This is a genomic window from Yersinia vastinensis (genome assembly GCF_902726565.1).
Taxonomy (GTDB): domain Bacteria; phylum Pseudomonadota; class Gammaproteobacteria; order Enterobacterales; family Enterobacteriaceae; genus Yersinia; species Yersinia vastinensis.
Genome location: NZ_CACVAF010000003.1, coordinates 186,839 through 211,118, shown reverse-complemented (window position 1 = coordinate 211,118; position 24,280 = coordinate 186,839). Strand labels below are relative to the sequence as shown.

Genomic DNA, 24,280 nt, shown 5'->3' with positions numbered 1-24,280 from the left:
GGCCATTGGCCTCCTTTTTTTATTTAAAAAATAGTTTTGATTAGAATTTTGCAGGTATTTACCGGCTTTGCGAGTTTGCGCCGAGTCAGGCTGCCAATAACGATTAAACTCATTAGAAGAGCATTAGGAGGACGTGCTATGGACTATGAATTCTTGCGTGATTTAACAGGGCAAGTGCTGGTCAGATTCTCCATGGGGCATGAAGTGATTGGCCATTGGCTCAATGAAGAAATTAAAGGTGATTTGGCAAAACTGGACCAAATTGAAGCTGCCGCCAATGAAGTGAAAGGCAGTGAGCGTCAGTGGCAACTCATGGGCCACGAATACACCTTGTGGCTGGACGGTGAAGAAGTCATGGTACGTGCCAATCAACTGGATCTGGAAAGCGATGAGATGGAAGAAGGCATGAATTACTATGATGAAGAGAGCCTTTGCCTGTGTGGTTTAGAGGATTTTCTGTTAGTCCTGAAAGGCTATCGCAATTTTACCCTTCAAACTTGAAGCTACAGGGGTGTTAGCTGCGCTCATTCACCCGTGTGTAAGCTCATCGGGATTCGTTTGCTTGCTGCCTACCTGCAACTCCAATTTTTTTGGGTATGTATTTGTAAAAAGAGTTAGAGGGGATTGCGGCTGGCAGACCAGCACAGTAAAGAGCCGACCACCACCATGGCAACACCCGGCCAGAATGCGGCTGAGGGCAGGGTATTGAGCCATAAACTGGCAATCAATATCGACAACAAAGGTGTGAAGTAAGAGAGGGCGGCGACCAGTGTGGCGTTGCCTTTTTTCATGGCAATATCCCAGCATAAGTAGGCCAGCGCTGTATTTGCACCCATTAGTAACAGTTCAAAAGTGGCACGTGAGGTGAAGTGTAACTTACCGGGTGTCAGCACAAAGAACATCACCCACAAGCACAGGGCACAGGCGAGTAAAAATAGTGGCAATGCCCCCGGCCCTCGACTGTATAAACGCACTAAATTGGAATAACCCGCCCAGGTAAAAGCGGCAATCAGTGCCAGGCTGTAGGCCAGCGGATTGCTGCTAACATTGGTGCGCAGAACATTAACATCCAGCCCATCACCACCACTGACTACCCAGATAACCCCGAACAGCGCCAAAGCGGCTCCCGGCCAGAGCCACCAACGTGGTCGGAGTTTAAGTAATGGCACCGCTAACAGCAGGGTCAGACTTGGCCACAGATAGTTAATCAGCCCAATTTCAAGTGTTTGCTGGCGGTCATTGGCCATGCCGACGGCCAGAGCAAAGGACACCATATAGACTACAAACAGAAAACCACAGCCATACAGGTAAGCGGGGTGTTGCCCGCGCAATGTCGGTTTACCGGCCACCAACCACACCAAAATCCCACTGACAGTATAAATGGCGGCACCCGCGCCAAATGGCCCCAGTGTTTCAGACAATCCGCGAGTCAAGGCAACACTCATGCTCCAAAGCAGGATTGCAATAATGCCATACAGGGTAGGGAGGCGGTTCATGAACGGGGCATCTTCCTTGAGCAACATGAGACAGAAAAATAGGATCCTCTTATACATCGTCAATTAGGAAGATGGGAATAGCGAAGTGTAATTATTGATAACTCAGGGTAGGGATTGGAGATGATTTTTTGTTGCTCCATATCTTGCTGGGCAGTCGAGTTAAAGCGTGATGAATATATTTTGGCTAACCATTAAGGAATATTAGTTTAATAAACAATTGGTTAAGTTAGTTAATCAGATAAACCACACTAGAATCCGCTATTGAATTGCGTAGGCACTCCAGTGAGTTGCTTTCTCTGGCTGACTCATTATTTTGCCGGTAGACAAGTAAGCTGCGAATCAGTCGTTACTCCAACACAACACCAGGATGGTGATTTTATGGAAGGATTTGCTTATCGACCCACGCCTATCGTCAGTTGGCTGCTGATTTACCTCACTAGTGTACAACCTTTACATCCGGCTATTGCTGCTGGTATCCAGCCCGATAACGCCCAAACTCAAGTCAGAGTACACGGTCAGATCCCTGTGGTGAATATTGCCCGGCCGAATGCCGCTGGAGTATCTCATAATCGCTATCATGACTTTAATGTCTCCCCCATAGGCGCGATATTAAATAACGCGAAAACTGCGGGGTACTCAACATGGGCAGTAGGACATTTGGCGGCTAATCCCAATTTAGGGGGTAATAGCGCGCAGTTGATTATTAATGAAGTTACCAGCCGTCATCACTCTTCACTGGAAGGCATGCTCAACATCTTCGGTGAAAAGGCCAATGTGATTATCGCCAATCCCAATGGCATAAGTTGCAATGGTTGTTGGTTTAACAATGTGGGCGCTATTACATTAACCACAGGGACACCGGTATTGAATCGGTTAGGTGAGCTGGAGTGGCTCAATGTGCAGGGGGGCACAATTACTGTGGGCAATAAAGGACTCACTGCCCTTTCTCAAAAAGATACCGTCTTCATCAGCCGTCAGCTGAACCTTAATGGAGAAGTTGATGCGAAGCAGCTTGATATCATTTTGGGGACGAATAAGATTGATTATCAGAATGGTCATATTGAACCTTTGTCAGTCATGGGGGCCACACCTGCGTTGGCGATAGATACTCGTGCATTGGGTGGTATGTATGCTGATCGTATTCGTTTGGTATCAAAGGAAAAGGGTGCAGGTGCTGACCTCAAAAATATTTTTGGTGCTGAAGGCAATGTGACGTTTGATATTGCAGGGAATATAACACTCGGAAATATTCTGGCAAAAAAAGATCTCAATATACTCGGTGGAAATACCACTATTACTGTGGATAGCGAATTACTTAGTGGTGGGGATGTCACGCTGGTAACAACTGAATTAAATAACTTCAGCAAAGTTAAGGCCGTAGGTGATGTGCGTATTTTTAGCGATAAAGTTCATAATGTTGGCCCATCAGCTGAACTACATGCCCGCCATCATATGTGGATCCAAAAAGATGCGGAGGGAAATAAGAATAAGTTAGTTGAGAATAAGTCTGGCAGTATTAAAACTAATCTTGGTGATTTGATTATTCGTACGGATAAACTAGATAATTCTCGTCAGGTATTTAATGTGGGGTGGCAGGAGTTAACACCAGATTCTATCCATGCCTACATTTATGATTATGACAATATTTATTATCCACCGGTTAGAAAAACCATCGAATTATCAGCAGAACAATTTCCTGCTGAGTTCCCTACGGAGTGGTTTGACACCGCAGATGTTAGGCTTATTAATGAGCGAGCAAAATGGTTTTTATATAAAATTAATACTGAGCGGAAGCTGTATCAGATAACAGCCACGACGCCTGCTGCAACAATACATTCAGGTAATAATCTATATATTAATGCCAGTCAGCTAACTAATTCGGTCAGTAATATCAGCGCCCCAAAGGATATTTTCCTGACTGGAAATGAATTTCTCAATAACAGTCATAGCGATTGGAGAGAGGATACGTTCGTTAATTATAACGTTCAGGAGGGAATGCATCACCGAAATCATGCCAGAGAAGACGATTGGTATATACGATGGACTGAATTGGATAAAAACAATGGCACTATTTCTTCGGGCAGGAATGTCGTCCTTGATTTTAATAATAGTATTCAGTTACAACCATTGTTATCGTGGCCCCATTCACAATTTGGCTTCGGTTTCGAGTTGAAAAAACCAACACAACCCGTTGTGTTAGGTCATAATATATTACTGCATGCAAAGTCCATTACCAGCAATTATTTGATTCAGGCTCGTGGCGATATAACATTTGTTGCTGATGACACTATTCATTTAAATAATACAACTCTTCAAGGTCGAGATATATCATTTTCTGCACTCAATGACATTAATTCAGTGCATGGTAAATTTTTAGGTCGAGATATTACGTTGCTGAGTCGGCAAGGGAATGTTCTATTTGAACCGGAGTATCATAGTGAATATTATCTTCAACCCTCACACCAGAGAATAATCAGCGAAGTAAATGCAAAGGGAGATTTCACTGTCATTGCGGGTAAGAATATTAATTTAACTGACACCCTAATTCACCCCGCCAATAATATTTTCTTATCAGCAAATCATGATATTAATGTCAAACACAGTAAAAATTTAATCGATGAAATAAATGGTGGGGAAATTCTCAACCGAGAACAAAGTATACAACATATTAACCGGTTGTTTTATTTACCGGGTAAGCTAAAAAGTCATCAGGATATCACATTTAGTGCGGGTAATAACCTGACCTTACATGGCGTCACGTTAGAGTCAGAACAGGATATTAACTTGCATGCTGCTCGTGATATTGAGCTGTCACCACGTGATATCACATTTACATTTGATTCACTGTTGGATCCTTATTCATCCTTTCCATATGATGATCTCCAGCTATTCTTCCCATCATCACGCACCCCTGAATTGAGCACTCAGATAAATGCCAAAGGTAATCTCTTAATCAATGCGGGCCGCGATATTTTGAGTCAGGCCAGCAAGATAACCGTTGGCAATAATCTTAATTTATTGGCAGGTAGGGATATTCGGCTGACGGCATCACTTTATTCAGGCCTTGATAACCCAGAGGGGAATCAACGTCAGGATCGCCATGTGATGACACGCTTGCTGGCGGGAAATGCACTGAATGCGGTGTCAGGTCATCAACTACTCGCTCAGGGGGCAGAGCTTTCTTCTGGCGGCGATATGATGCTGACCTCTGGTGATAATATGCGCTTTGAGTCGCTGCTCAATGAGCAGCATCAGGGCGGTGGTGATAATTTTAGCTATAACAAGCTCCAGCAACCGACTCAACTTAAGAGCGGTGGCATACTGACGCTGATTTCAAACGGCAGTATTTTGTTTCAGGCAACCCAGTTAGCCGCCAAAAAAGTCATGGATATTGCCGCTGAAGGTGGCTATTTATTTGCTCAAGCGATGGAGGAAACCAGCCATGCCGAAGAGCGTTGGAATACCCGTAAATGGTGGGGACGAAGAAAATCACACCATAATGTCCAGCATGTCGCCACGAATAAAGTCACAGAGTTTACGGCTAATGACAATATCAACCTGCTAAGTCGTGATGATAGCACTTATCAGGCTAGCAAAATTGCCGCAGGTCAGAACGCTAGATTAACCAGTACTCACGGCAGGGTGAATTTTGAAGCCGTTAAAGATAGCTCGTTTGAGCAAAAGACGACGGTGTCGAAAGGCTTTTACATCAAGCACACCGACAAAGGGTATCAGGACGAAAAATGGATTTTACCTATTATTCATACTGGTGGTGAATTAACCATTGATGCTGCTCAAGGGGTTAGTGCTGATATAAAAGTTCGAAATGAGCAGTCATTGCATGATGCGGTGATCGCATTGGGCAATACTCCCGGCAATGAGTGGCTGAAAACGCTCAATCTACGCGACGATGTGCAGTGGCAAAAAGTGATGGATGCTTACCACCGTTGGGATCACCGCAGCCAACAACTGAATCCGGTGGTGGCGGTGGTGATTGCGATTGCCGTGGCGGCAGCAACGGCAGGATCGGGGCTGGCTGTCACGGCAGGTACGGCGGCAGGTGGCGGCATGGCTGGAGGCGCGGTAACTGCCGGGATATCCTCTCTGGCTTCGCAGGCGGCAGTATCGCTGGTCAATAATGAAGGTGATATATCAAAAACATTCAGGGAGTTAGGTAGTAAATCATCAGTAAAATCGCTGGTAACCTCAATGGCAGTTGGGGGGGCATTGAGCGGGTTTGACGCTGCGATGGCGGTGGGGAGCGCTGCTGATAGTGTCAACGCTGCACAATTACCCCAGTTGAGCAACGGTGACTGGAATAAAGTTGTTCAGCGAGTAGCCGGTCAATCCATTATCAGTTCCAGCCTTAATACCGGCATCAATGGCGGGAGTTTTAAAGATAATTTTACTACTGCATTACTCGCCAATACGGGTGCTCAGTTGCATGCCGAAGGGGCGCATGTTATCGGCAACAATGGGCGTGTATTAGGCGCTCCGGGCAAAGCCCTAAGCCATGCATTAGTGGCAGGTATCGCTGCTGAAATTAGTGGTGGTAATAAGGAAGGTGCAGCGGCGGGTGCACTAGCAGCAGAGTTGGCCGGTGCGGTGCTGGGTGATAACCTGATTGGCACGCAGCACTGGCAAGAGCAGCAAGCGCAACTTAGCCGTGTGGCCGGGGCTCTAGCCGGAGCACTAGCTAGTAGTAAAGCTGAGGGTGCATATAGTGGCGCGGATGCCGCCGAAGTCGTCGAAAGATTTAACCGCCAGTTGCATCAGGAAGAAATCAAGGCGATTAATGAACTGGCTCAGGGTAACAATATTAAGCAAGAACGCTTTATGGCCGCATCCTGCCGTCAGGTAAACTGTAGTGCGCAGGAGTCGCTCAATTCCAGTGAGCGTATTCGGGCTGAGGCGCTAATGGTGAAGTATCCCGAAACACCAGAAGAAGACAGTATTCTGGCACGTTATTGGATACAAAAAGAAAAACAGCGTTTTGGCAATTACCCTGCTCTCACGGGTTTTGAACAAGTCCAGTTATTTACTTATACTGATGTAGATACACTTTCTGATAGTCAAATTTTCGCCAAAAATCAGTGGGTTGAGGAAGCTGGTAAGATCACTGGTTGGTCTGAAGAGACGATTGAAGCCCTTGGTTTGTCAGCGTCTCTGGCAGCATCATTACGGGGAAAAAGATTTGAGCAGAGAGCGTCGGTTTATCCAGCTGGAATTAGCTTTAATATAAACCTGAAGAACCACTTAGCTAAGTTTGATGGGTTCTCTCAGAGAAAAGGTATTCACGGAACGCACAATGCCAATGCTTTTAATCAGGCGGTATCTGTTAACGGAGTAAAGGTAATCAACCGAGCATTTGGGCAAGTAAAAGGTATTACTCATGTCAAATATCAAATCCCAGCAAAAGATAGAGTAGGAAATACGGTTGGATACAAAGCTGATATATTTGAAAAAACCATCTATGATCCTAAGGTTTTTTCTGATGAGAAGATGTTAAAGCTTGGGCAACAAGCAGCAGCAAATGGTTATCATTCAGCTAGAGATTTAGGTGCTAGAGAGTATAGAGCGGAATCTAATGGTATAAAATTTCAAATTTTTTTAGATCAACACTCTGGCACTGTGATTAACTTTTTTCCGGTAATTAAATGATGAACGAATATATTTTTAACAAAATAGATTGTGATAATGATAAATATTGGGTAATAAAAAGTTTTTTTAACTCACTTAATCTTTCTGAAAAATTACTTGAAAGTGTAAGTAATATAATCAACAGAACTGGGTTTGTAATAAATGAGATGTATTGTCATTTTCCTGACTTGAATAACTATGATCCTGAATGGCACTTTGAGGGAATAATGTTTGGTGTTTGTGAGGATGAAATTGTTGTTCCTGAATCAGTGGGTTTCGACTATGTCAGATTAGCCTGTGAAAAGTATCTGCAACTTCACCCTGAGGATAGCGCTAAAGTTAGCACCCTACTTGCCCAGCTACCTTAACCCAAAATCCCGGCTAAAAACCGGGATTTAAAGTTGAATATCACCTACACCACATCACACTTCTGGCATATTACGGCCATAGTAGATTTCTTGCATTTCTTTATATAACAGGCGGGTAATACGCTCTCTTTCTTCCGGGCTGAGTTCTTCTGGTTTGGCATTAAACAGGTAATGCTTCAAATCGAAATCTTTCAGCATCATCTTGGTATGGAAGATATTTTCTTGATAAACATTCACATCCATCATGTGGTAAAGCGACTTCATATCGTCAGACATAAAGTTTTGAATCGAGTTTATTTTGTGATCGATGAAGTGCTTAACACCGTTAATATCACGGGTAAAACCACGTACGCGGTAATCCATGGTGACGATATCGGATTCCAACTGATGGATCAGGTAATTCAGTGCTTTCAGCGGAGAAATAACACCGCAGGTAGACACTTCAATATCTGCACGGAAAGTACATAGCCCCTCTTCTGGGTGGCTTTCCGGGTAGGTATGGACGCAGATATGGCTCTTGTCCAGATGAGCAACTACCGCATTCGGTAATGGGCCAGGGTGCTCGGAGGTATCGACATCACGCGGATCAACGGGTTCTTCGCTGACCAAAATAGTGACACTGGCACCCTGAGGATCATAATCCTGACGTGCGATATTTAAAATATTAGCGCCAATGATCGAGCAGGTTTCGCTCAAGATCTCGGTGAGGCGGTTGGCGTTATACTGTTCGTCAATGTAGGCGATATAGCCATCGCGATCGTCTGCGGTCTTGGCATAACAAATATCGTAAATACAAAAACTCAGGCTTTTGGTCAGGTTGTTGAAGCCGTGTAGTTTAAGCTTGGACAATTTAGTTCACCTCCTTACGGATTATGCTCAACGGGTGGTCGTTAAGGCATCCAGCAGATACTGTGGCAAGGCAAAGCTACCGACATGAATCGCTGGGTTATAGTAGCGGCAAGCCAGGCCCGCTTCAGTAAAACGTTGTTGCAGTGTGGCAATATCCAATTGACGCAACTGTGGGTTTTGAGTCGCCCAGGCGAAGGTCATGATACCACCGTAATATGTCGGAATGGCGGCCTGATAAAAACTGACATCCTCGAAATAATGACTAAGCTTGTTATGGCTATCGACGGCTTCATCTTGTTGCAAGAAGCACACTCCGTTTTGTGCCACAAAGATACCGCCTTCGTTCAGGCTACGAGCACATCCCTCGTAGAAAGCCGATGTGAACAGGCTTTCTCCCGGGCCGATGGGATCGGTACAGTCGGAGATAATGACATCAAATTTTTCAGTGGTTTGATTAACGAAGTCGACACCATCAGCAATCACTAACTTGAAGCGGGGATCGTCATAGGCACCCGCGCTGTGGTTGGGGAGATATTGGCGGCAGAACTCAACGACACCGGCATCAATTTCTACCATGGTGATCTGCTCAATATTTTTGTGGCGGCTCACTTCACGCAGCATCGCACCATCGCCGCCGCCGATGATAAGCACCTTCTTCGCTTGACCGTGGGCCAGCAAAGGAACATGCGTCATCATTTCGTGATAGATAAACTCATCACGCTCGGTGGTTTGCACCACGCCATCCAGAGCCATGACCCGACCCAGCACAGGGTTTTCAAAAATAACCAGATCCTGATGCTCGGTTTTTTCGCGGTACAGTATATTTTCGACTGAAAAATACTGGCCGAAATTGGCATGTAATGTTTCATACCATAGTTCTTTCTGTGACATGTTCGGGGCTTCTCCTTCGCAGTAACAGCCATGAAAAATGGGGGCAACATAATAGCCAACTCTGCCAGAGGTTGCACGGCAGAATTTCAGGCTGAAAGGGAAAATGTGGGATCGCTAGTTAGCGTAGGCCAATAAACTCAAAGAGTCACGAGCCAAAGATTTGCATTTGGTAGGAACGGGGATCGCAATACCACGCAGATCACGATAGCTCTCTTCACCCAACGCTTTCATATTAAAGCTATTGTAGTTGCGCAGATCCCAGCGATTTTGTTGAGCAAAATAGACAATTGCCCGTTTGATTTCATTATTGGGCAATTCGCTATAACCACAGTCGTTCTTCAGATAGACGAATACCGCAGTCAGATCGGCAAGATCTTCTGCTTCAGATTCACTTAATGCAGAACTGGCAGACGAGAATCCGCACAGAGTAAGCAGCAGCATAACTAACGTTGTTCTTTTCATCGCGGAAACAGGCTTGTTCATTGTTTACCGACGTTATCACACTGTGATGGCTGGGTATATGCTGGATTGATTCACAGAGTGATTGATTGTGTCTTGACCTTCCCTTTAGGGGAGGGTCTATGCTGACCGCACAGTATTTTTTGTGCCAAGCGGGCACTCTTTGGGTATTTACCGATGGGTATCTACCAACAATCAAGAATGGAGACGACCATGCATCGCCGTGATTTCATTAAGTTAACGGCAGCTCTTGGAGCCGCCACTTCACTGCCTCTATGGAGCCGCACGGCTTTCGCCGCAGATTTTTCACCTCTACCTATCCCGCCATTACTTCAACCCGATGCCAGTGGCAATATTAATGTGAATATTCAAACAGGTACTATGGCTTGGTTGCCCTCTGCGGCGACCCAGACTTGGGGTTATAACGGCAATTTGCTGGGGCCGGCGATTCGGTTGCAGCGTGGCAAGCCAGTCACCATTAATGTGACAAATTCTTTGCCGGAAGCCACAACGGTGCATTGGCATGGTTTAGAAATCCCCGGGGAAGTCGATGGTGGGCCACAAGCATTGATTCAGCCAGGCGAAAAACGTCAGGTTGCATTTACGGTAGAGCAACCGGCAGCCACCTGCTGGTTCCATCCTCATACCCACGGCAAAACCGGTCATCAGGTAGCGATGGGGTTGGGGGGCTTGGTATTAATTGATGACAGTGATAGCAAGAAATTGCCCCTGCCAAAACAGTGGGGTGTCGATGATATCCCAGTCATTTTGCAAGACAAACTCTTGGGCAACGATGGTCAAATTGATTACCAATTGGATGTGATGACAGCGGCTGTTGGCTGGTTTGGTGACCGAATGTTCACCAATGGGGCGAGTTACCCACAGCAAATTACCCCGCGTGGTTGGGTACGTTTGCGACTACTCAATGGTTGCAATGCACGCTCGCTAAATCTAGCTCTTAGCGATGGTCGCCCAATGTATGTCATTGGGAGCGATGGTGGTTTACTGGCAGAGCCAGTCGCGGTGCGTGAATTACCGATATTAATGGGGGAGCGTTTTGAGGTGCTGGTGGATACCTCAGACGGTAAAGCGTTTGATTTGGTGACCTTGCCCGTAAAACAAATGGGGATGACATTAGCGCCATTTGATAAACCTTTGCCGGTCTTGCGCATTCAACCATCACTGGCCGTTGGCAGTAAAACTTTGCCTGATACCTTGGTGGTTGTTCCTGCACTGGCTGATGCCTCGGGCCTGCAAGAGCGCTGGTTCCAATTGATGATGGATCCCAAACTGGATATGTTGGGAATGCAGGCACTGATGAGTCGCTATGGCATGCAAGCCATGGCAGGCATGAGTATGAACCACGGTGCGATGCAAGGGATGGACGGTGGTCATATGGCCGGTATGGATAATGGACATATGAGTGGCATGCACCACGGTACGACGAAAGCCGCATCTGACTTTGATTTCAGCCATGCCAATATGATTAATGGCAAAGCATTCTCGATGACCGAACCGGCATTTGATGCCAAGCTGGGTAAATACGAGAAATGGACCATTTCGGGGGAAGGCGACATGATGTTGCATCCATTCCATGTCCACGGCACGCAGTTCCGTATTTTGACCGAAAATGGCCAGCCGCCAGCAGAGCATCGTCGTGGTTGGAAAGATACCGTGCGGGTAGAAGGAGCGCGCAGTGAAATATTGGTGCGGTTTAACCATTTGGCGCCAACTAGCATGCCTTACATGGCCCACTGCCATCTGCTAGAGCATGAAGATACGGGGATGATGCTGGGCTTTACCGTCAGCGCCTAACCATTTGAAGTTACAGCGGGAGTACTCACTCCCCTGTAATGCCAACTTCTTTGGGCACAGTGAGTGACGGGAGAGGCCGTCGCAACATGGTGCCGGCTATGGTAAACTCAGCGGCTTTCTTCCGGCAAGCAACGTAAAAAAGCGACGTTAATACCTATGAAACACACTGTAGAAGTCATGATTTCCGAACAGGAAGTCAAAACCCGAATCGCCGAATTAGGCCACCAAATTTCTGAACATTATCGCGACAGCGGCAGTGAAATGGTGCTGGTCGGGTTGCTCCGTGGTTCATTTATGTTTATGGCTGACTTATGTCGCGCCATTGATGTTTCCCATGAAGTCGATTTTATGACGGCCTCTAGCTACGGCAATGGCATGAGCACCACCCGTGATGTAAAAATCCTAAAAGATCTGGATGAAGATATCCGTGGCAAAGATGTGCTAATTGTCGAAGATATTATCGATTCGGGTAATACATTAAGCAAAGTTCGCGAAATTTTACAATTGCGTGGACCAAAATCATTAGCTATCTGTACGCTGCTGGATAAACCACAGCGCCGCGAAGTGCAGGTGCCAGTTGAGTGGGTTGGTTTCGCCATCCCAGATGAATTTGTTGTGGGCTATGGTATTGATTATGCGCAGCGTTATAGACATTTGCCTTATGTCGGTAAGGTTGTGATGTTGGATGAGTAATTGGGTGACAGGTTACTGCGCGCAGGTTGCACACAAATTGCTGCCGCTCGCGACATCTTGAATATAAAGTATGACTGCGTTTTGGCACTTTAAGTTTGGGCTGCTTCTGCGAAAGTGATTAATGGGAGAGGGTGCGTATGAACGTACCCTCCCATAACGACTGACTTAGTCTTCTTTCGGTTCTTTAGGTAATAACTCGGCCATCGCTTTGCGGTAGACTTGTTCAAGCGCTTCCATGCTGGTCGCTGAGACTTCTAAATCCGTCAGCAGGCCATCTTCGATACCGTAAACCCAGCCGTGAATCATGGCTTTCTGCCCGCGTTTCCAGGCAGAGCGGACAATAGTTGAATGTCCAAGGTTGTACACTTGCTCTACGACGTTGAGTTTGCATAACATATCGCTGCGTTCTTCAGCAGGTAATCTACCCAGCAGTGAGCTATGTTTAAACCAAAGATCCCTGATATGCAGCAGCCAGTTATCAATCAGCCCTAATTCCAGGTCTTTTTTCGTTGCGGCTTCAACACCACCACAGCCAAGGTGGCCGCAGATAATGATATGCTCAACCTGCAAAACATCGATGGCGTATTGCACTACGGACAGACAGTTTAAATCGGTATGAATAACCAGATTGGCAACGTTACGGTGGACAAATAACTCACCCGCTTTCAGGCCAGTCAATTCTTCAGCTGGAACTCGGCTATCTGAACAGCCAATCCACAGGAAACGTGGTTTCTGGGCTAGCGCCAAGTGCTCAAAAAAACCGGGGTCATCTTCACTGATAGCTTTTGACCAAGTCCGATTATTCGCGATGAGCTTCTCTATTTCTTTCATGAATGTAAATAGCCTGTAATAAACGAATTGCGGTAGGATAATATACGGCAAGGATGACGATTTTGAAATCGGAACAGTTGTTCCGTTGGAAGCGCACTGTTGTCTGCGTAACATCTTCTCGGTATCTACCCAGGCTCCCTTTTGCCCCGAACTTACCCTGATAAGGGTGGGTTAAGTCAGGCATGGGCAGACTGTAACGGCCGGGAACTCATAGAATAAGGTTCTTTTTTACTTATGACATATGCACTGGAAATAACGCAACTGACCAAAACCTATGTGGGTGGCGTTCAGGCACTGCGTGGTATTGATCTGCACGTAGAGGCAGGCGATTTTTATGCTTTGCTCGGGCCTAATGGGGCAGGCAAATCCACCACCATCGGCATTATCAGTTCATTGGTGAATAAAACCTCTGGCAAGGTGAAAGTCTTTGGTTACGACATTGATCAAGATATTGTTAATGCCAAACGTCAACTCGGATTAGTGCCACAAGAATTTAACTTCAACCCGTTTGAGACGGTATTACAGATTGTGATTACCCAAGCGGGATATTACGGGGTAACGCGGCGCGAAGCCCTGCAACGGGCAGAAAAATATCTCAGCCAGTTAGATTTATGGAGCAAACGTAATGAGCGCGCTATTCGCCTATCCGGTGGGATGAAGCGCCGTTTAATGATTGCTCGCGCCCTGATGCATGAACCTAAATTACTGATTCTGGATGAACCCACGGCTGGAGTAGATATTGAACTTCGTCGCTCTATGTGGGGGTTCTTGAAAGAGCTGAATGCGCAGGGAACCACAATTATTCTGACTACCCATTATCTGGAAGAAGCGGAAATGCTGTGTCGCAACATTGGCATTATTCAGAATGGTGAATTGGTCGAAAATACCACCATGAAGCAACTACTGAGCAAACTTGAATCCGAAACCTTTATTTTTGACTTGGCAATAAAAAGTCCATTACCGAAGTTGGAAGGGTACAGTTATCGGCTGACGGATACTTCAACGCTGGAAGTGGATGTAAAACGCGAACAGGGTCTAAATGGTCTATTCAGTCAATTAAGTGCCCAGGGCATTCAGGTGCAAAGTATGCGCAACAAAGCTAACCGTCTGGAAGAGCTATTTGTCACTTTGGTTAATGGTAACGGGGGAGAAAAAGCATGACCCGTCTGTATTGGGTAGCATTACAAAGTATCTGGATCAAAGAGATTACGCGTTTTGCCCGTATCTGGATTCAAACTCTGGTGCCACCGGTCATTACCATGTCGCTCTATTTCGTTATTTTTGGCAACCTGATTGGGTCGCGAATTGGTGATATGGGCGGTTTTGATTATATGCAGTTTATTGTTCCCGGCCTGATTATGATGGCGGTGATTACTAACTCCTATGCCAATGTGGCGGCTTCATTCTTTGGTGCAAAATTCCAGCGCAGTATTGAAGAGTTGCTGGTGGCCCCGGTGCCTACCCATATTGTTATTGTCGGTTATGTTGGCGGTGGCGTAGCTCGTGGGATTTGTGTCGGCATCTTGGTGACGATTATTTCCCTGTTCTTTGTCCCTCTGCATGTCCATTCTTGGTCAATGATTGCATTGACATTAATGTTGACGGCAATCCTGTTCTCTCTTGGTGGGTTATTGAATGCTGTATTTGCTAAAACATTCGATGATATCAGTCTAGTGCCTACTTTTGTGCTGACACCGTTGACGTATTTGGGCGGGGTATTTTACTCGTTGGCTTTACTGCCACCTTTCTGGCAGGCAGTATCGAAGCTCAACCCTATCGTGTATATGATCAGTGGATTCCGTTACGGTTTCCTTGGCATTACTGATGTTCCTCTGGTCTATACCATTGGGGTGTTGGTGGTCTTTATCGCGGTATTTTATGCTTGGGCTTGGTATTTAATTGAACGTGGTCGCGGCCTACGTACCTAACACTCTCCTCAGTCTTGACGTTGCTACTTTTTGCAACGTCAGTGACTTTGGTCATGGCTGACGTTATTAAGTATGCTAGTAAATTATTAGTTAGTTAATTGTTGTTAATGCTGGAATTTAATCGTAATAAATAATGTCCTCGTCGAATATCGTCTTTCTCAACTCAAAGCGTCTCGTGTTATGCTGGCGCACCAGATTTTCCCCTTTCAAATTCAGCGCCGAATGCGCATAAGTAGAACGATAATGTGGCATAAAAACAGAATAGCTATTGGGATGCTACTCGGTGTTGTCATGTCGGTAATGCTACCGGCAACCCATGCAGATCTCTTGCCTGATGAAGCGACTCTTACCCCTAAATTCATGGTTGCAGACCGTGATAGTGAAATATATTCGTTGGTTGGCGAGAAAGTCATTCCTGTCGGGGAGATCAAAGAAGATCAACTTCTTCAGATTTTACCTGCGGCGGCAGAGTACTATGAATTTAAATTTGGTAACGGCATTGGTTTTATTGATAAAGATGATTTGCGTGATATAAAAAAAGAGATAAAAAGTAATGATATCTTGGGTGATTTGAATAAGCCGTTACCGAACCAAAATATCTTAATACAGCGTGAAACGTCGGTTTATCTGGCAGCTGATTTAGACAGTGAACAATTCGCGACGTTAACTGAGAATTTGCGCTACCCAATCGTAGGCAAATTGAAAGATCGGTTGGGGAATACTTGGTATCAGATCAATATTGGTGATCGCTTAGGGTATGTCAGTAGTGTTGATGCCGAGATAGATAACGGTATCCCGATTCTGACTTATCACCATATGTTGAGAAATGAGGAAAACAAACGTTTCCTGAATACGTCAACCACGACTTCTGATGCGGCATTTAGCAACCAAATGACCTATCTCAAAGAGGCCGGTTACGACACTATCTCCCTCTATCAGTTAGAGGGGTATCTCAATAATAAGATTAACTTACCCGCAAAAGTTGTGGTGCTGACATTTGATGATGGCCTTAAATCAGTTCATCGCTATGCGTATCCAATTCTGAAAGAAAAAGGCTTCCGGGCAACAGCATTTATCATCTCATCACGTATTAAACGTCACCCACAAAAATGGAATCCTGACGCACTACAGTTTATGAGTATTTCTGAATTGAAAGAGATTCAGGATGTATTTGATGTGCAGTCTCATACGCATTTTTTACATCGGACCGACAATAAACGTAATCCGATTTTATTGAGTCGTTCTTATCACAATATTGTTTTTGATTTTGAGCATTCACGTCGCGCGTTATCTCAGTTTAATCCGCATGTGATTTTTCTGTCATACCCCTTTGGCGGCTTTAATCAAACCGCAATTGATGCTGCAAAAGGTGCAGGTTTCCATTTAGCCGTGACAACCGTGCGCGGCAAGGTCAAACCGGGCGATAATCCTTACACACTTAAGCGGCTTTATATTCTGCGTACCGACTCAATCCCAACGATGGCAGAGCGTATTGCTAATGAACCGGGCAAAGCACATATTCCGGCAGAACCTTTGGTGATGGAGTCTGATTAGTCGTTATAGGGCATGAGGGTTAAATATGAGGAAAGGCGCTTAAATAAGCGCCTTTTTTGTGTGTTTTCAAGCGGTAATGGGAATTAAGCGACCTGAACTGGCACTGCTTTCGCTTTACGCTGCAACTGATTCTCACCTTCAAAATACGCCACTTTAGGGTGGTGCAGGCGAGCATCAGCATCAGACATCTGAACATACGAGCAGATAATCAGTTTATCGCCAACGCAAGCACAGCGTGCAGCCGCACCATTGACAGAAATTATCCGCGAACCGCGTTCGGCGGCAATTGCGTAGGTCGAGAAACGCTGACCGTTGTCAACGTTATAAATATCGATGGCTTCATATTCCAGAATACCCGCCGCTTCCAGAAAATCCTGATCAATAGCGCAGGAACCTTCATAGTGCAAATCAGCTTGAGTGACTTTGACCCGATGCAGTTTGCCTTGCAACATAGTGCGTATCATAACTCTTACCTTTGACCCCGGTTATTGCCCAGAAAAAGTCTGGCAACTGATCCTTTCATCGATTGATTCAGGAATAAGCCCCCAGTTTTGCTGATTTTATCTTACTTGTCTATGACTGACGTGATGACAAAACATGCAGCGCAATCAGTCATTTTTAGTGACAAACTAATCAGCTATGCAAATCAACCTGTTGGTTATCGATCAGGCGCGCTTTACCTAGCCAGGCGGCCATCAAGATAACAGCTTGTTTACTCTCGACCGTCAGTGGCTGTAAGGTTTGGGCATCGCGGATAAAGAGTTCATCAGGTGTAAAACCAGCATGGTGTAATTGCTCTGCAGTATCCGCCAGTAAATCATCAATCTGGCGCTCGCCCAACGTCAGTTTCTCCGCTAACGCCTGCATTATTTTATAGAGCTGCGGCGCAATTTTACGCTCTTCCGCTGTTAGATAACCATTGCGAGAACTCAGTGCCAAGCCATCTTTGGCGCGGACAATCGGCACGCCAACGACATGGATATCATAGCCCATGTCTGCCACCATTTTGCGGATGAGCGCCAGTTGCTGATAATCCTTTTCGCCAAAACAAGCGACATCGGGTTGAACCAGATTGAACAGTTTACTGACAATTGTCGATACACCACGAAAATGGCCGGGGCGACTGGCACCTTCCAAAATGGTGGACAGGGCAGGGACATCAACATAAGTCTGAGCTTCTAATCCTGCCGGGTAAACATCGGCAGCCGCTGGAGCAAACACTAAGTCAACACCGTGGCGCGTCAGTTTCTCGCAATCTTCTTGCAGGGTGCGTGGATAGCGGGCCAAATCATCTGGGCGCTCAAATTGCAGTGGATTGACAAAAATACTCACAACCACGATATCGGCACGGGTTTTGGCATCTTCCACCAATGTCATATGCCCGTCGTGTAGATTACCCATGGTCGGTACTAGCGCGACTCGCTTACCCTCTTGACGCCAGCGACGGATCTGCTGGCGCAACATTGGCAAGGTTTCAATAATTAGCATCCTTTTCTCCGGTATACCCGTCATCTTTCAAGTAGTAGGTGTATTGGCTGCACTCGCTCATCCGAATCACTTACTGATGCCAGTTCATCGGGATTTTCTTGCTTGCCGCCTTCCTGCATATCGAAATCAATAGGGTGTAATTGCAATATTTAAGCAGTAAAAATTTACTGGAATGTATGTTCTTCAGCCGGATAAGTACCGCTCTCAACTTCTTGAATATAAAGCGTAATAGCAGCACGAATATCGCCAGCACTCTGCGCCAGGAAATTTTTGCTAAATTTAGGGGTATGACCGCCAGTAATTCCCAATGCATCATGCATCACCAGAATTTGCCCATCGGTGACATTGCCAGCCCCAATACCAATCACCGGAATAGATAGCGCTTCGGTGACTCGTTGGGCTAATTCTACCGGAACACATTCCAGAACGAGCAGTTGTATACCGGCATTTTCCAGTGCCTGAGCATCTTTCATCAGTTGGTTGGCCGCGACTTCTTCTCGGCCCTGTACTTTGTAACCGCCGAAGATATTGACTGACTGTGGTGTTAGCCCCAAGTGACCACAAACGGGCACAGCACGTTCTGCCAGCATGCGAACGGTGTCGCACAACCAACTGCCGCCTTCCAGTTTGACCATATTGGCCCCGGCTCGCATCAATTCTGCCGCGTTGGTAAATGTTTGTTCTGGCGTGGCATAACTCATGAAGGGCATATCGGCCAATAACAGGCAATGAGGCGCGCCACGGCGGACTGCACGGGTGTGATAAGCCACATCTGCAACGGTGACAGGTAGGGTTGAATCGAAGCCTTGTAGCGTCATACCGAGCGAATCACCCACCAACAGAACCCCAATCCCCTGCTCGGCAAATAATTGAGCAAAGCTGGCATCATAGGCGGTCAGTGCAGCGAACTTACGCTGCTCTTGTTTCCATTGGCGTAAATGGCTCATGGTAGTGGCTTTCATCACTCTATCTCCTGAAGTCGTCAGTTTAATAAAACCATTCTACTGTAACCATAGTACAACGGCGAGTGGTGCTATTTTATGCATTCAATCATATGGATAGAGGTTCTATCTTCGGTGGGGGGTTAAGAATGCAGCACAGAATAAAGAATTAAGGAGAATAGAAATATCAGGAGGGAACAGGTTAGTGCTGGTGGCATTCGTTACCAAGGCACCAAACCATTTTTATCTACCCGCTTGAGGCGCTCTGATAATGCCTCACCATCAGGGAAAATCAGGTCTGGGGCGATATCAGCTAATGGATAGAGCATAAACTCGCGTTCTTTCAGACCATAATGCGGCACCGTCAGGCGATCGGTTTTTATCAGTTGATCACCATACAACATAATATCCAGATCCAGTGTCCGTGGGCCCCAGCGCTGCTCTTTTCTTACTCGCCCCTGATTACGTTCAATGGCTTGGGTGCAGTCTAGCAGTTGCTCAGGTGGAAGCGCTGTATCCAACGCCACCACCGCATTGAGGAAATCGGGTTGATCTTGTGGGCCGAGTGGCTTAGTGCGATAAAAAGGTGAACATGCCACTAACCGGGTGCGCGGTAGATGCTCCAGCGCTTCCAGTGCCGTCTTAACCTGTTGCAGTGGCATAGATTGATTACTGCCCAACGCGATATAGACCCGGATCATGGTATGAATTATGCCCCTTCTTTACGTGGTGCTGGTTTACGCGGGCGACGAGGACGAGAACGACGCGGCGCAGGATCCGCTCCTAACGTATTCAACATATTTTTTTGCTGTAGTGGCGTTGCTTCTTGGAACTCGCCCCACCATTGGGCTAGACGTTGCAATTCATGGTTATTTTCCACTTCGGCACGCAGCACTAGCAAGTCATAAGCGGCACGGAATTTCGGATGCTCCATCAGCTTGTGGGCGCGTTTACCTTGGCGACGTGACAAGCGTAACTGCAGCAGCCAGATATCTCGTACCAACGACGTAATGCGTTTTGGAATTGCCAGTGAACGACACTCTTCATCCAGGACATCATTCATTGCCAATGCAAAAGCATCGTAATAAGCCAGGCCACTTTCTTGCGTCAGTTTCTGCGCATGTTCAATCAACGGATACCAAAGCATAGCGGCAAATAAAAATGCTGGATTGACGCGCTTATCATTATGCAAACGATGGTCAGTATTTTTCAGAACCTGAACCAGAATGCGTTCCATTGGTGAGTCATGATGCTCTGTAAAATTGCGAGCAATCAGCGGAAATAATGGTTGGAAAAGCTGGTATTCACACAACTTTAAATAAGTTTTATAGCCATAACCTGATTGCAAGAGTTTGAGCGACTCTTCGAACAGCCGAGCGGGAGGGATCTCGTGCAGCAGTGAAGCCAGACGCGGGATCGGTTCTGCGGTTTCTGGGCTTATCTTCATATCCAATTTAGCGGCAAAGCGCACGGCGCGTAGCATCCGCACGGGATCTTCACGATAGCGGGTTTCAGGATCACCAATTAGGCGAATAATCCCTTCTTTCAGATCACGTAAACCGCCGGTGTAGTCGCGCAGCGCAAAATCAGAAATACCGTAGTAGAGGCTGTTAATAGTGAAATCACGGCGCTGGGCATCATCTTCAATTGTGCCGAAAATGTTGTCACGCAGCAGCATGCCATTTTGTGCCTGCTGGGAAGAGTTTTTGTCGCTATCTTCCGCTTGTTGTTGTTCGTGATGACCCCGGAACGTCGCTACTTCAATGATTTCTGGGCCAAACATGACGTGCGCCAGACGGAAACGGCGGCCCACCAGACGACAGTTACGGAATAACTTTCGCACTTGTTCTGGAGTAGCGCTGGTGGTGATATCAAAATCTTTCGGCTTTTTGCCCAGCAATAGGTCACGGACACCACCGCCAACCAGATAAGCTTCATAACCTGATTTATTCAGGCGATAGAGAACCTTCAGCGCATTATCGCTGATATCTCTACGGGAAATATTGTGCTGATCTCGCGGAATAATCGTCATTGGACTTTGTTCCGAAGCAGGCCCCGCTTGATTCTTGCGGCCAGAATTCGCTCTGGCAGGCCTTCTTTCTTTGCGGGCCACGTTATCTTCACCGGGCACTTTATCTTTACGGGCACTACCATCACGGGCCGTCTCATCACGGACAGCTTTGCCATCGCGCGCAGATTTATCATCGCGAATCAGTACCTTACGGCAGAAATTAGCTACTCGGGTAAAAATGGTACACCTCGATAGTGGCAATATTTAACAGAACAACAGAAAAACAGCGGCTAATCATAGCTCACCGTGCTTCCTTTGAGAATGCCGTTATGTTCTCAGTGGCAGCGATGGCCCCCTGAAGTGGAATTGCAGCCAATGTCCAATGTTCGACTGCAAAACGTAATAATAACGGCAAATCAAGATCTTGCCAGCATTCTGGCAGGGGTTGATGTAAAAACTTCAATGCCGCGATCAAAACGGGCCGCGGATCGCCATTTGGCAGTGGCGGTGCATGGTTTTGCTTAGATAACTTATTACCATCCGGGTTTAGTGCCAGTGGCAAATGCAAATAACCGGGCACGGGTTGCTGTAACTGCTGGTAAAGGGCTATCTGTCGCACGGTTGGTTCAATTAAATCGGCTCCGCGAACAATCTCGGTTACGCCCTGAAAAGCATCATCAACCACTACAGCAAGATTATAGGCAAACAGGCCATCCCGCCTACGAATAATAAAATCTTCTTCTGCTAGGGCTGGCACGGCATACAGCTCACCCAATAATTTATCATAAAAGGAATAAACCGGTTGAGTCTGTCGTAAACGGATAGCAGCACCTGTCGCGGGGAGATGGCGCTCGCGGCAGTAACCGTCGTATAACCCACCAATCTGCTGAATACGGCTGCGCGTGCAGGTGCAGTAGTAACTCAGACCTTGTTGTTTCAGCCAATCTAAGGTGGCGCGATACGCGTCATGACGTTGAGACTGATAAACAACTGGGCCATCCCAATGCAGGCCGTAGTGCTCTAGTGTCGCTAAAATACGGGCAGCCGCACCTGGGATTTCGCGGGGAGGGTCAATATCTTCGATGCGAACCAGCCAACGACCGCCTTGAGCGCGAGCTTGCAAGTAACTTCCTAGCGCGGCAATCAGTGATCCGAAATGTAAATCACCTGACGGTGACGGCGCAAAACGGCCCACATATTGGGTCTGCCCATGTGCAGTTTGATGAGTATTGATATTTTTGGACATAAAGAGAAGGGAAGTTCAGCGTGTAAAATACGGCACCAGAAATAACTCTGGCACCGTATTATTGCTGTATTAGCCTGCCATCTGCTTTTCGCGGATTTCGGCTAGAGTTTTACAGTCAATGCACAAATCTGCAGTTGGTCGTGCTTCCAGACGGCGGATGCCTATCTCGACGCCACAAGATTCGCAGAAACCGAAATCGTCATCTTCAACTTTTTTCAGTGTCTTCTCGATCTTTTTAATCAGTTTACGCTCGCGGTCGCGGTTACGAAGTTCAAGACTAAACTCTTCTTCCTGCGCGGCACGGTCAACCGGATCGGGGAAATTAGCAGCTTCGTCTTGCATGTGCGATACAGTACGATCCACTTCATCCCTGAGCTGGTTGCGCCATGCTTCAAGAATCAGCTTGAAATGCGACAGCTGGGCGGCATTCATATACTCTTCGCCTGGCTTCTCTTGGTACGGCTCTACCCCAGCGATGGCGAGAATGCTCAAGGACGAGGTTTTACGTTTTTGCCCTTCTTGCATGATGCTTCTCCTACATTCATACGCACTATCGAAATCCCCAATACGGGGAAAAATCAGGCCGCTATAAATAACAGAAGGAAGGTAGGTTGGCAATTATTCCTGTCGCCTGCTTGACAATGGTGTGAAGGAAGGCGTATTTGGCGAGCGGCTTTACCCAATAGTTGCTTCTTTATTAAGCGTTATGGATGAAGCGTTTCGTCCAGTAATAACGGTAAACGAGCGTCCAGCGCGATACCGTCAGGCGATAGTTGAAAACCGTAGCAAATCACCTCCACTCCTGCTTGCTGTGCCTGGGACAGCAATTGGGCATAGCGATTGTCAATGTGTCGGGCCGCAGCGACTTGCTTGATGCCCGTATGCAATACGGCAAAAAAAAGTACCGCCCGGTGACCGTGGGCAACCATGCTTTGTAACTCCCTGAGATGCTTCTGACCCCGCAGGGTGACGGCATCCGGGAAATACCCACACTGTTGCTGTAATAAGGTAACCGACTTGACTTCAATATAGCAGTTAGACCTATTTTCTGCCTGCAATAACAAGTCTATACGGCTGTTCTCATCCCCATATTTAATCTCTCTTTTGACAGAAGTGTAACCAGATAATTCAACTATATGGTTATTCTCTATCGCAGATCCGACTAACTCATTGGCGCGTAAGGTATTTACGCATATCCAATCACCGGTTTGGGTCTGTGTTAACTCCCAACTGTGGGGATACTTACGCTTCGGATTATCCGAGGTCGAATACCAAACGGTATCTCCCGGTGTGGCGCAACCGGTCATCGCCCCAGTATTAGCGCAATGAATAGTTAATGTTTCTCCGGCGGGCGTCACAATATCAGCTAAAAAGCGTTTATACCGCAGGATAAGTGTGGCGGGTTGTAACCGAGGATGAAAAGACAGCAATTGAGGATGAGAAAGCAACAAGGGGTTAGAGGGCATCTGATGTCCTTTCACTACTAGCCAATGGCCAGCTTTGCACGAGATGATAACGGGTACGGCCCCGCGCGAAGACGGATTCATACAGCGAAAAATGGCTAGCATGGAAACTTTCATTTGCGGTTTTGGCCGGTATGGCCACCGGGCGAACAGCGCCACGCAACAAGGTTACATGAGGGTGAAATGGCAGAGGAGTTTGGTAGCAGCCGCTACGTGCTGCCTGAGAACGCAGCAACTGTGCCAACTGTAATAGTCCACGCGGAGGGTTTTTGCACCCAAGCCATATCACCCCAGATCCGGGCCAGTGGCCTATATCATCCAGCGTTATGTTAAAACCAGGCTGACTTATACGGCCTGCCAGTTGCTGCAATACCTGCGCTTTAGCCGCACTGACCTCCCCAAGAAATGCCAGCGTTAGGTGAAGATTAGCCGCTGCGATAGGGTGACCCGCCTCCGGCGGGAAGTTATCTGCTCGCCATTGCACAATGTTTTGTTGCATGTCTTCAGGCAGCGCCAGTGCAAAGAATAGGCGGCGTGGCTTCGTTTTATTAACGGTATTTTTATCAACGACATTAATCATCAGATTGGCATAATCACTCGGCTAAAT

At 46.7% G+C, this 24,280-nt stretch carries 22 protein-coding genes; 8 read left to right on the top strand and 14 right to left on the bottom strand.

Translation table 11 applies throughout. The features are described 5' to 3' along the window. Positions 1–138: 138 nt before the first annotated feature. Positions 139–501, top strand: a complete 363-nt coding sequence (gene yacL, locus HUZ92_RS05810) for a protein YacL (protein WP_050100439.1) — start codon at positions 139–141, stop codon at positions 499–501. A gap of 113 nt (positions 502–614) precedes the next feature. Here yacL and yddG read toward each other — a convergent pair whose 3' ends face one another. Beyond that, complete coding sequence (gene yddG, locus HUZ92_RS05805) at positions 615–1,496, bottom strand: aromatic amino acid DMT transporter YddG (protein ID WP_050140457.1); 882 nt, start codon at positions 1,494–1,496, stop codon at positions 615–617. 378 nt (positions 1,497–1,874) lie between these two features. Here yddG and cdiA point away from each other — a divergent pair, with 378 nt between their 5' ends. Continuing rightward, the gene (gene cdiA / locus HUZ92_RS05800) at positions 1,875–7,157 is read left to right on the top strand and encodes a contact-dependent inhibition toxin CdiA (RefSeq protein ID WP_145580050.1); all 5,283 of its coding nucleotides are present in this window, start codon (positions 1,875–1,877) and stop codon (positions 7,155–7,157) included. Next, entirely contained in the window at positions 7,154–7,504 is a 351-nt protein-coding gene (gene cdiI / locus HUZ92_RS05795) for a ribonuclease toxin immunity protein CdiI (RefSeq protein WP_144416963.1), read from the top strand. Before cdiA ends, cdiI begins: the two co-directional genes overlap by 4 nt. Positions 7,505–7,558: 54 nt before the next feature. Here cdiI and speD read toward each other — a convergent pair whose 3' ends face one another. From speD to HUZ92_RS05780, 3 genes are all read right to left on the bottom strand, one after another. Further along, positions 7,559–8,353, bottom strand: a complete 795-nt coding sequence (gene speD / locus HUZ92_RS05790; protein WP_050100434.1) for an adenosylmethionine decarboxylase — start codon at positions 8,351–8,353, stop codon at positions 7,559–7,561. Between the two features lie 27 nt (positions 8,354–8,380). Continuing rightward, on the bottom strand, positions 8,381–9,244 hold the full coding sequence (speE, locus tag HUZ92_RS05785; protein WP_050100430.1) for a polyamine aminopropyltransferase: 864 nt from the start codon (positions 9,242–9,244) through the stop codon (positions 8,381–8,383). 114 nt (positions 9,245–9,358) lie between these two features. Next, complete coding sequence (locus HUZ92_RS05780) at positions 9,359–9,706, bottom strand: YacC family pilotin-like protein (RefSeq protein WP_050100428.1); 348 nt, start codon at positions 9,704–9,706, stop codon at positions 9,359–9,361. 210 nt (positions 9,707–9,916) lie between these two features. Here HUZ92_RS05780 and cueO point away from each other — a divergent pair, with 210 nt between their 5' ends. Together cueO and hpt are read left to right on the top strand one after the other, a co-directional pair. Then, positions 9,917–11,518, top strand: a complete 1,602-nt coding sequence (gene cueO, locus HUZ92_RS05775) for a multicopper oxidase CueO (RefSeq protein ID WP_145580051.1) — start codon at positions 9,917–9,919, stop codon at positions 11,516–11,518. 156 nt (positions 11,519–11,674) lie between these two features. Then, positions 11,675–12,211 carry a hypoxanthine phosphoribosyltransferase gene (gene hpt / locus HUZ92_RS05770; protein WP_050100423.1) on the top strand — a complete coding sequence of 179 codons (537 nt, stop codon included), beginning with the start codon at positions 11,675–11,677 and terminating at the stop codon, positions 12,209–12,211. Between the two features lie 165 nt (positions 12,212–12,376). Here the strand turns inward: hpt and can are convergent, their stop codons facing one another. Then, positions 12,377–13,042 carry a carbonate dehydratase gene (gene can / locus HUZ92_RS05765; protein WP_050100421.1) on the bottom strand — a complete coding sequence of 222 codons (666 nt, stop codon included), beginning with the start codon at positions 13,040–13,042 and terminating at the stop codon, positions 12,377–12,379. Positions 13,043–13,276: 234 nt separating this feature from the next. Here can and HUZ92_RS05760 point away from each other — a divergent pair, with 234 nt between their 5' ends. The 3 genes from HUZ92_RS05760 (at position 13,277) to HUZ92_RS05750 (ending at position 16,524) form a co-directional block, all read left to right on the top strand. Continuing rightward, entirely contained in the window at positions 13,277–14,203 is a 927-nt protein-coding gene (locus HUZ92_RS05760; protein WP_050100419.1) for an ABC transporter ATP-binding protein, read from the top strand. Continuing rightward, positions 14,200–14,970, top strand: a complete 771-nt coding sequence (locus tag HUZ92_RS05755; RefSeq protein WP_050100418.1) for an ABC transporter permease — start codon at positions 14,200–14,202, stop codon at positions 14,968–14,970. Before HUZ92_RS05760 ends, HUZ92_RS05755 begins: the two co-directional genes overlap by 4 nt. 243 nt (positions 14,971–15,213) lie before the next feature. Further along, positions 15,214–16,524 (top strand): polysaccharide deacetylase family protein, encoded by a 1,311-nt coding sequence (locus tag HUZ92_RS05750; protein WP_050140465.1) that lies wholly within the window; start codon positions 15,214–15,216, stop codon positions 16,522–16,524. 83 nt (positions 16,525–16,607) lie between these two features. Here the strand turns inward: HUZ92_RS05750 and panD are convergent, their stop codons facing one another. The 9 genes from panD to thpR all read right to left on the bottom strand — a co-directional run bounded on the left by panD (position 16,608) and on the right by thpR (position 24,253). After that, positions 16,608–16,988 carry an aspartate 1-decarboxylase gene (panD, locus tag HUZ92_RS05745; protein ID WP_005156780.1) on the bottom strand — a complete coding sequence of 127 codons (381 nt, stop codon included), beginning with the start codon at positions 16,986–16,988 and terminating at the stop codon, positions 16,608–16,610. A gap of 169 nt (positions 16,989–17,157) precedes the next feature. Then, entirely contained in the window at positions 17,158–18,012 is an 855-nt protein-coding gene (gene panC / locus HUZ92_RS05740; RefSeq protein ID WP_050140467.1) for a pantoate--beta-alanine ligase, read from the bottom strand. Between the two features lie 164 nt (positions 18,013–18,176). Beyond that, complete coding sequence (gene panB / locus HUZ92_RS05735; protein ID WP_174846803.1) at positions 18,177–18,974, bottom strand: 3-methyl-2-oxobutanoate hydroxymethyltransferase; 798 nt, start codon at positions 18,972–18,974, stop codon at positions 18,177–18,179. Between the two features lie 200 nt (positions 18,975–19,174). Then, on the bottom strand, positions 19,175–19,654 hold the full coding sequence (gene folK, locus HUZ92_RS05730) for a 2-amino-4-hydroxy-6-hydroxymethyldihydropteridine diphosphokinase (protein ID WP_050100412.1): 480 nt from the start codon (positions 19,652–19,654) through the stop codon (positions 19,175–19,177). A gap of 8 nt (positions 19,655–19,662) precedes the next feature. Further along, positions 19,663–21,204: a polynucleotide adenylyltransferase PcnB gene (gene pcnB, locus HUZ92_RS05725; protein WP_145580076.1), complete on the bottom strand. Its 1,542-nt coding sequence runs from the start codon at positions 21,202–21,204 to the stop codon at positions 19,663–19,665. Positions 21,205–21,265: 61 nt separating this feature from the next. Next, positions 21,266–22,210, bottom strand: a complete 945-nt coding sequence (gene gluQRS, locus HUZ92_RS05720) for a tRNA glutamyl-Q(34) synthetase GluQRS (protein ID WP_145580053.1) — start codon at positions 22,208–22,210, stop codon at positions 21,266–21,268. Positions 22,211–22,279: 69 nt separating this feature from the next. Further along, positions 22,280–22,735, bottom strand: coding sequence for an RNA polymerase-binding protein DksA (dksA, locus tag HUZ92_RS05715; RefSeq protein WP_002209354.1), 456 nt, complete (start codon positions 22,733–22,735; stop codon positions 22,280–22,282). Positions 22,736–22,914: 179 nt separating this feature from the next. After that, positions 22,915–23,676 carry a DNA/RNA nuclease SfsA gene (gene sfsA, locus HUZ92_RS05710; protein ID WP_050100408.1) on the bottom strand — a complete coding sequence of 254 codons (762 nt, stop codon included), beginning with the start codon at positions 23,674–23,676 and terminating at the stop codon, positions 22,915–22,917. Then, on the bottom strand, positions 23,666–24,253 hold the full coding sequence (gene thpR, locus HUZ92_RS05705; RefSeq protein WP_145580054.1) for an RNA 2',3'-cyclic phosphodiesterase: 588 nt from the start codon (positions 24,251–24,253) through the stop codon (positions 23,666–23,668). Before thpR ends, sfsA begins: the two co-directional genes overlap by 11 nt. Between the last annotated feature and the right edge of the window lie 27 nt (positions 24,254–24,280).

Excerpts from the sequence above, each read along its gene's own strand:
- yacL (WP_050100439.1), top strand. The coding sequence starts at position 139 with ATGGACTATGAATTCTTGCGTGATTTAACAGGGCAAGTGCTGGTCAGA.
- yddG (WP_050140457.1), bottom strand. The coding sequence starts at position 1,496 with ATGAACCGCCTCCCTACCCTGTATGGCATTATTGCAATCCTGCTTTGG.
- cdiA (WP_145580050.1), top strand. The coding sequence starts at position 1,875 with ATGGAAGGATTTGCTTATCGACCCACGCCTATCGTCAGTTGGCTGCTG.
- cdiI (WP_144416963.1), top strand. The coding sequence starts at position 7,154 with ATGATGAACGAATATATTTTTAACAAAATAGATTGTGATAATGATAAA.
- speE (WP_050100430.1), bottom strand. The coding sequence starts at position 9,244 with ATGTCACAGAAAGAACTATGGTATGAAACATTACATGCCAATTTCGGC.
- HUZ92_RS05780 (WP_050100428.1), bottom strand. The coding sequence starts at position 9,706 with ATGAAAAGAACAACGTTAGTTATGCTGCTGCTTACTCTGTGCGGATTC.
- cueO (WP_145580051.1), top strand. The coding sequence starts at position 9,917 with ATGCATCGCCGTGATTTCATTAAGTTAACGGCAGCTCTTGGAGCCGCC.
- hpt (WP_050100423.1), top strand. The coding sequence starts at position 11,675 with ATGAAACACACTGTAGAAGTCATGATTTCCGAACAGGAAGTCAAAACC.
- can (WP_050100421.1), bottom strand. The coding sequence starts at position 13,042 with ATGAAAGAAATAGAGAAGCTCATCGCGAATAATCGGACTTGGTCAAAA.
- HUZ92_RS05760 (WP_050100419.1), top strand. The coding sequence starts at position 13,277 with ATGACATATGCACTGGAAATAACGCAACTGACCAAAACCTATGTGGGT.
- HUZ92_RS05755 (WP_050100418.1), top strand. The coding sequence starts at position 14,200 with ATGACCCGTCTGTATTGGGTAGCATTACAAAGTATCTGGATCAAAGAG.
- HUZ92_RS05750 (WP_050140465.1), top strand. The coding sequence starts at position 15,214 with ATGTGGCATAAAAACAGAATAGCTATTGGGATGCTACTCGGTGTTGTC.
- panD (WP_005156780.1), bottom strand. The coding sequence starts at position 16,988 with ATGATACGCACTATGTTGCAAGGCAAACTGCATCGGGTCAAAGTCACT.
- panC (WP_050140467.1), bottom strand. The coding sequence starts at position 18,012 with ATGCTAATTATTGAAACCTTGCCAATGTTGCGCCAGCAGATCCGTCGC.
- panB (WP_174846803.1), bottom strand. The coding sequence starts at position 18,974 with ATGAAAGCCACTACCATGAGCCATTTACGCCAATGGAAACAAGAGCAG.
- folK (WP_050100412.1), bottom strand. The coding sequence starts at position 19,654 with ATGATCCGGGTCTATATCGCGTTGGGCAGTAATCAATCTATGCCACTG.
- gluQRS (WP_145580053.1), bottom strand. The coding sequence starts at position 22,210 with ATGTCCAAAAATATCAATACTCATCAAACTGCACATGGGCAGACCCAA.
- dksA (WP_002209354.1), bottom strand. The coding sequence starts at position 22,735 with ATGCAAGAAGGGCAAAAACGTAAAACCTCGTCCTTGAGCATTCTCGCC.
- sfsA (WP_050100408.1), bottom strand. The coding sequence starts at position 23,676 with ATGCCCTCTAACCCCTTGTTGCTTTCTCATCCTCAATTGCTGTCTTTT.
- thpR (WP_145580054.1), bottom strand. The coding sequence starts at position 24,253 with ATGATTAATGTCGTTGATAAAAATACCGTTAATAAAACGAAGCCACGC.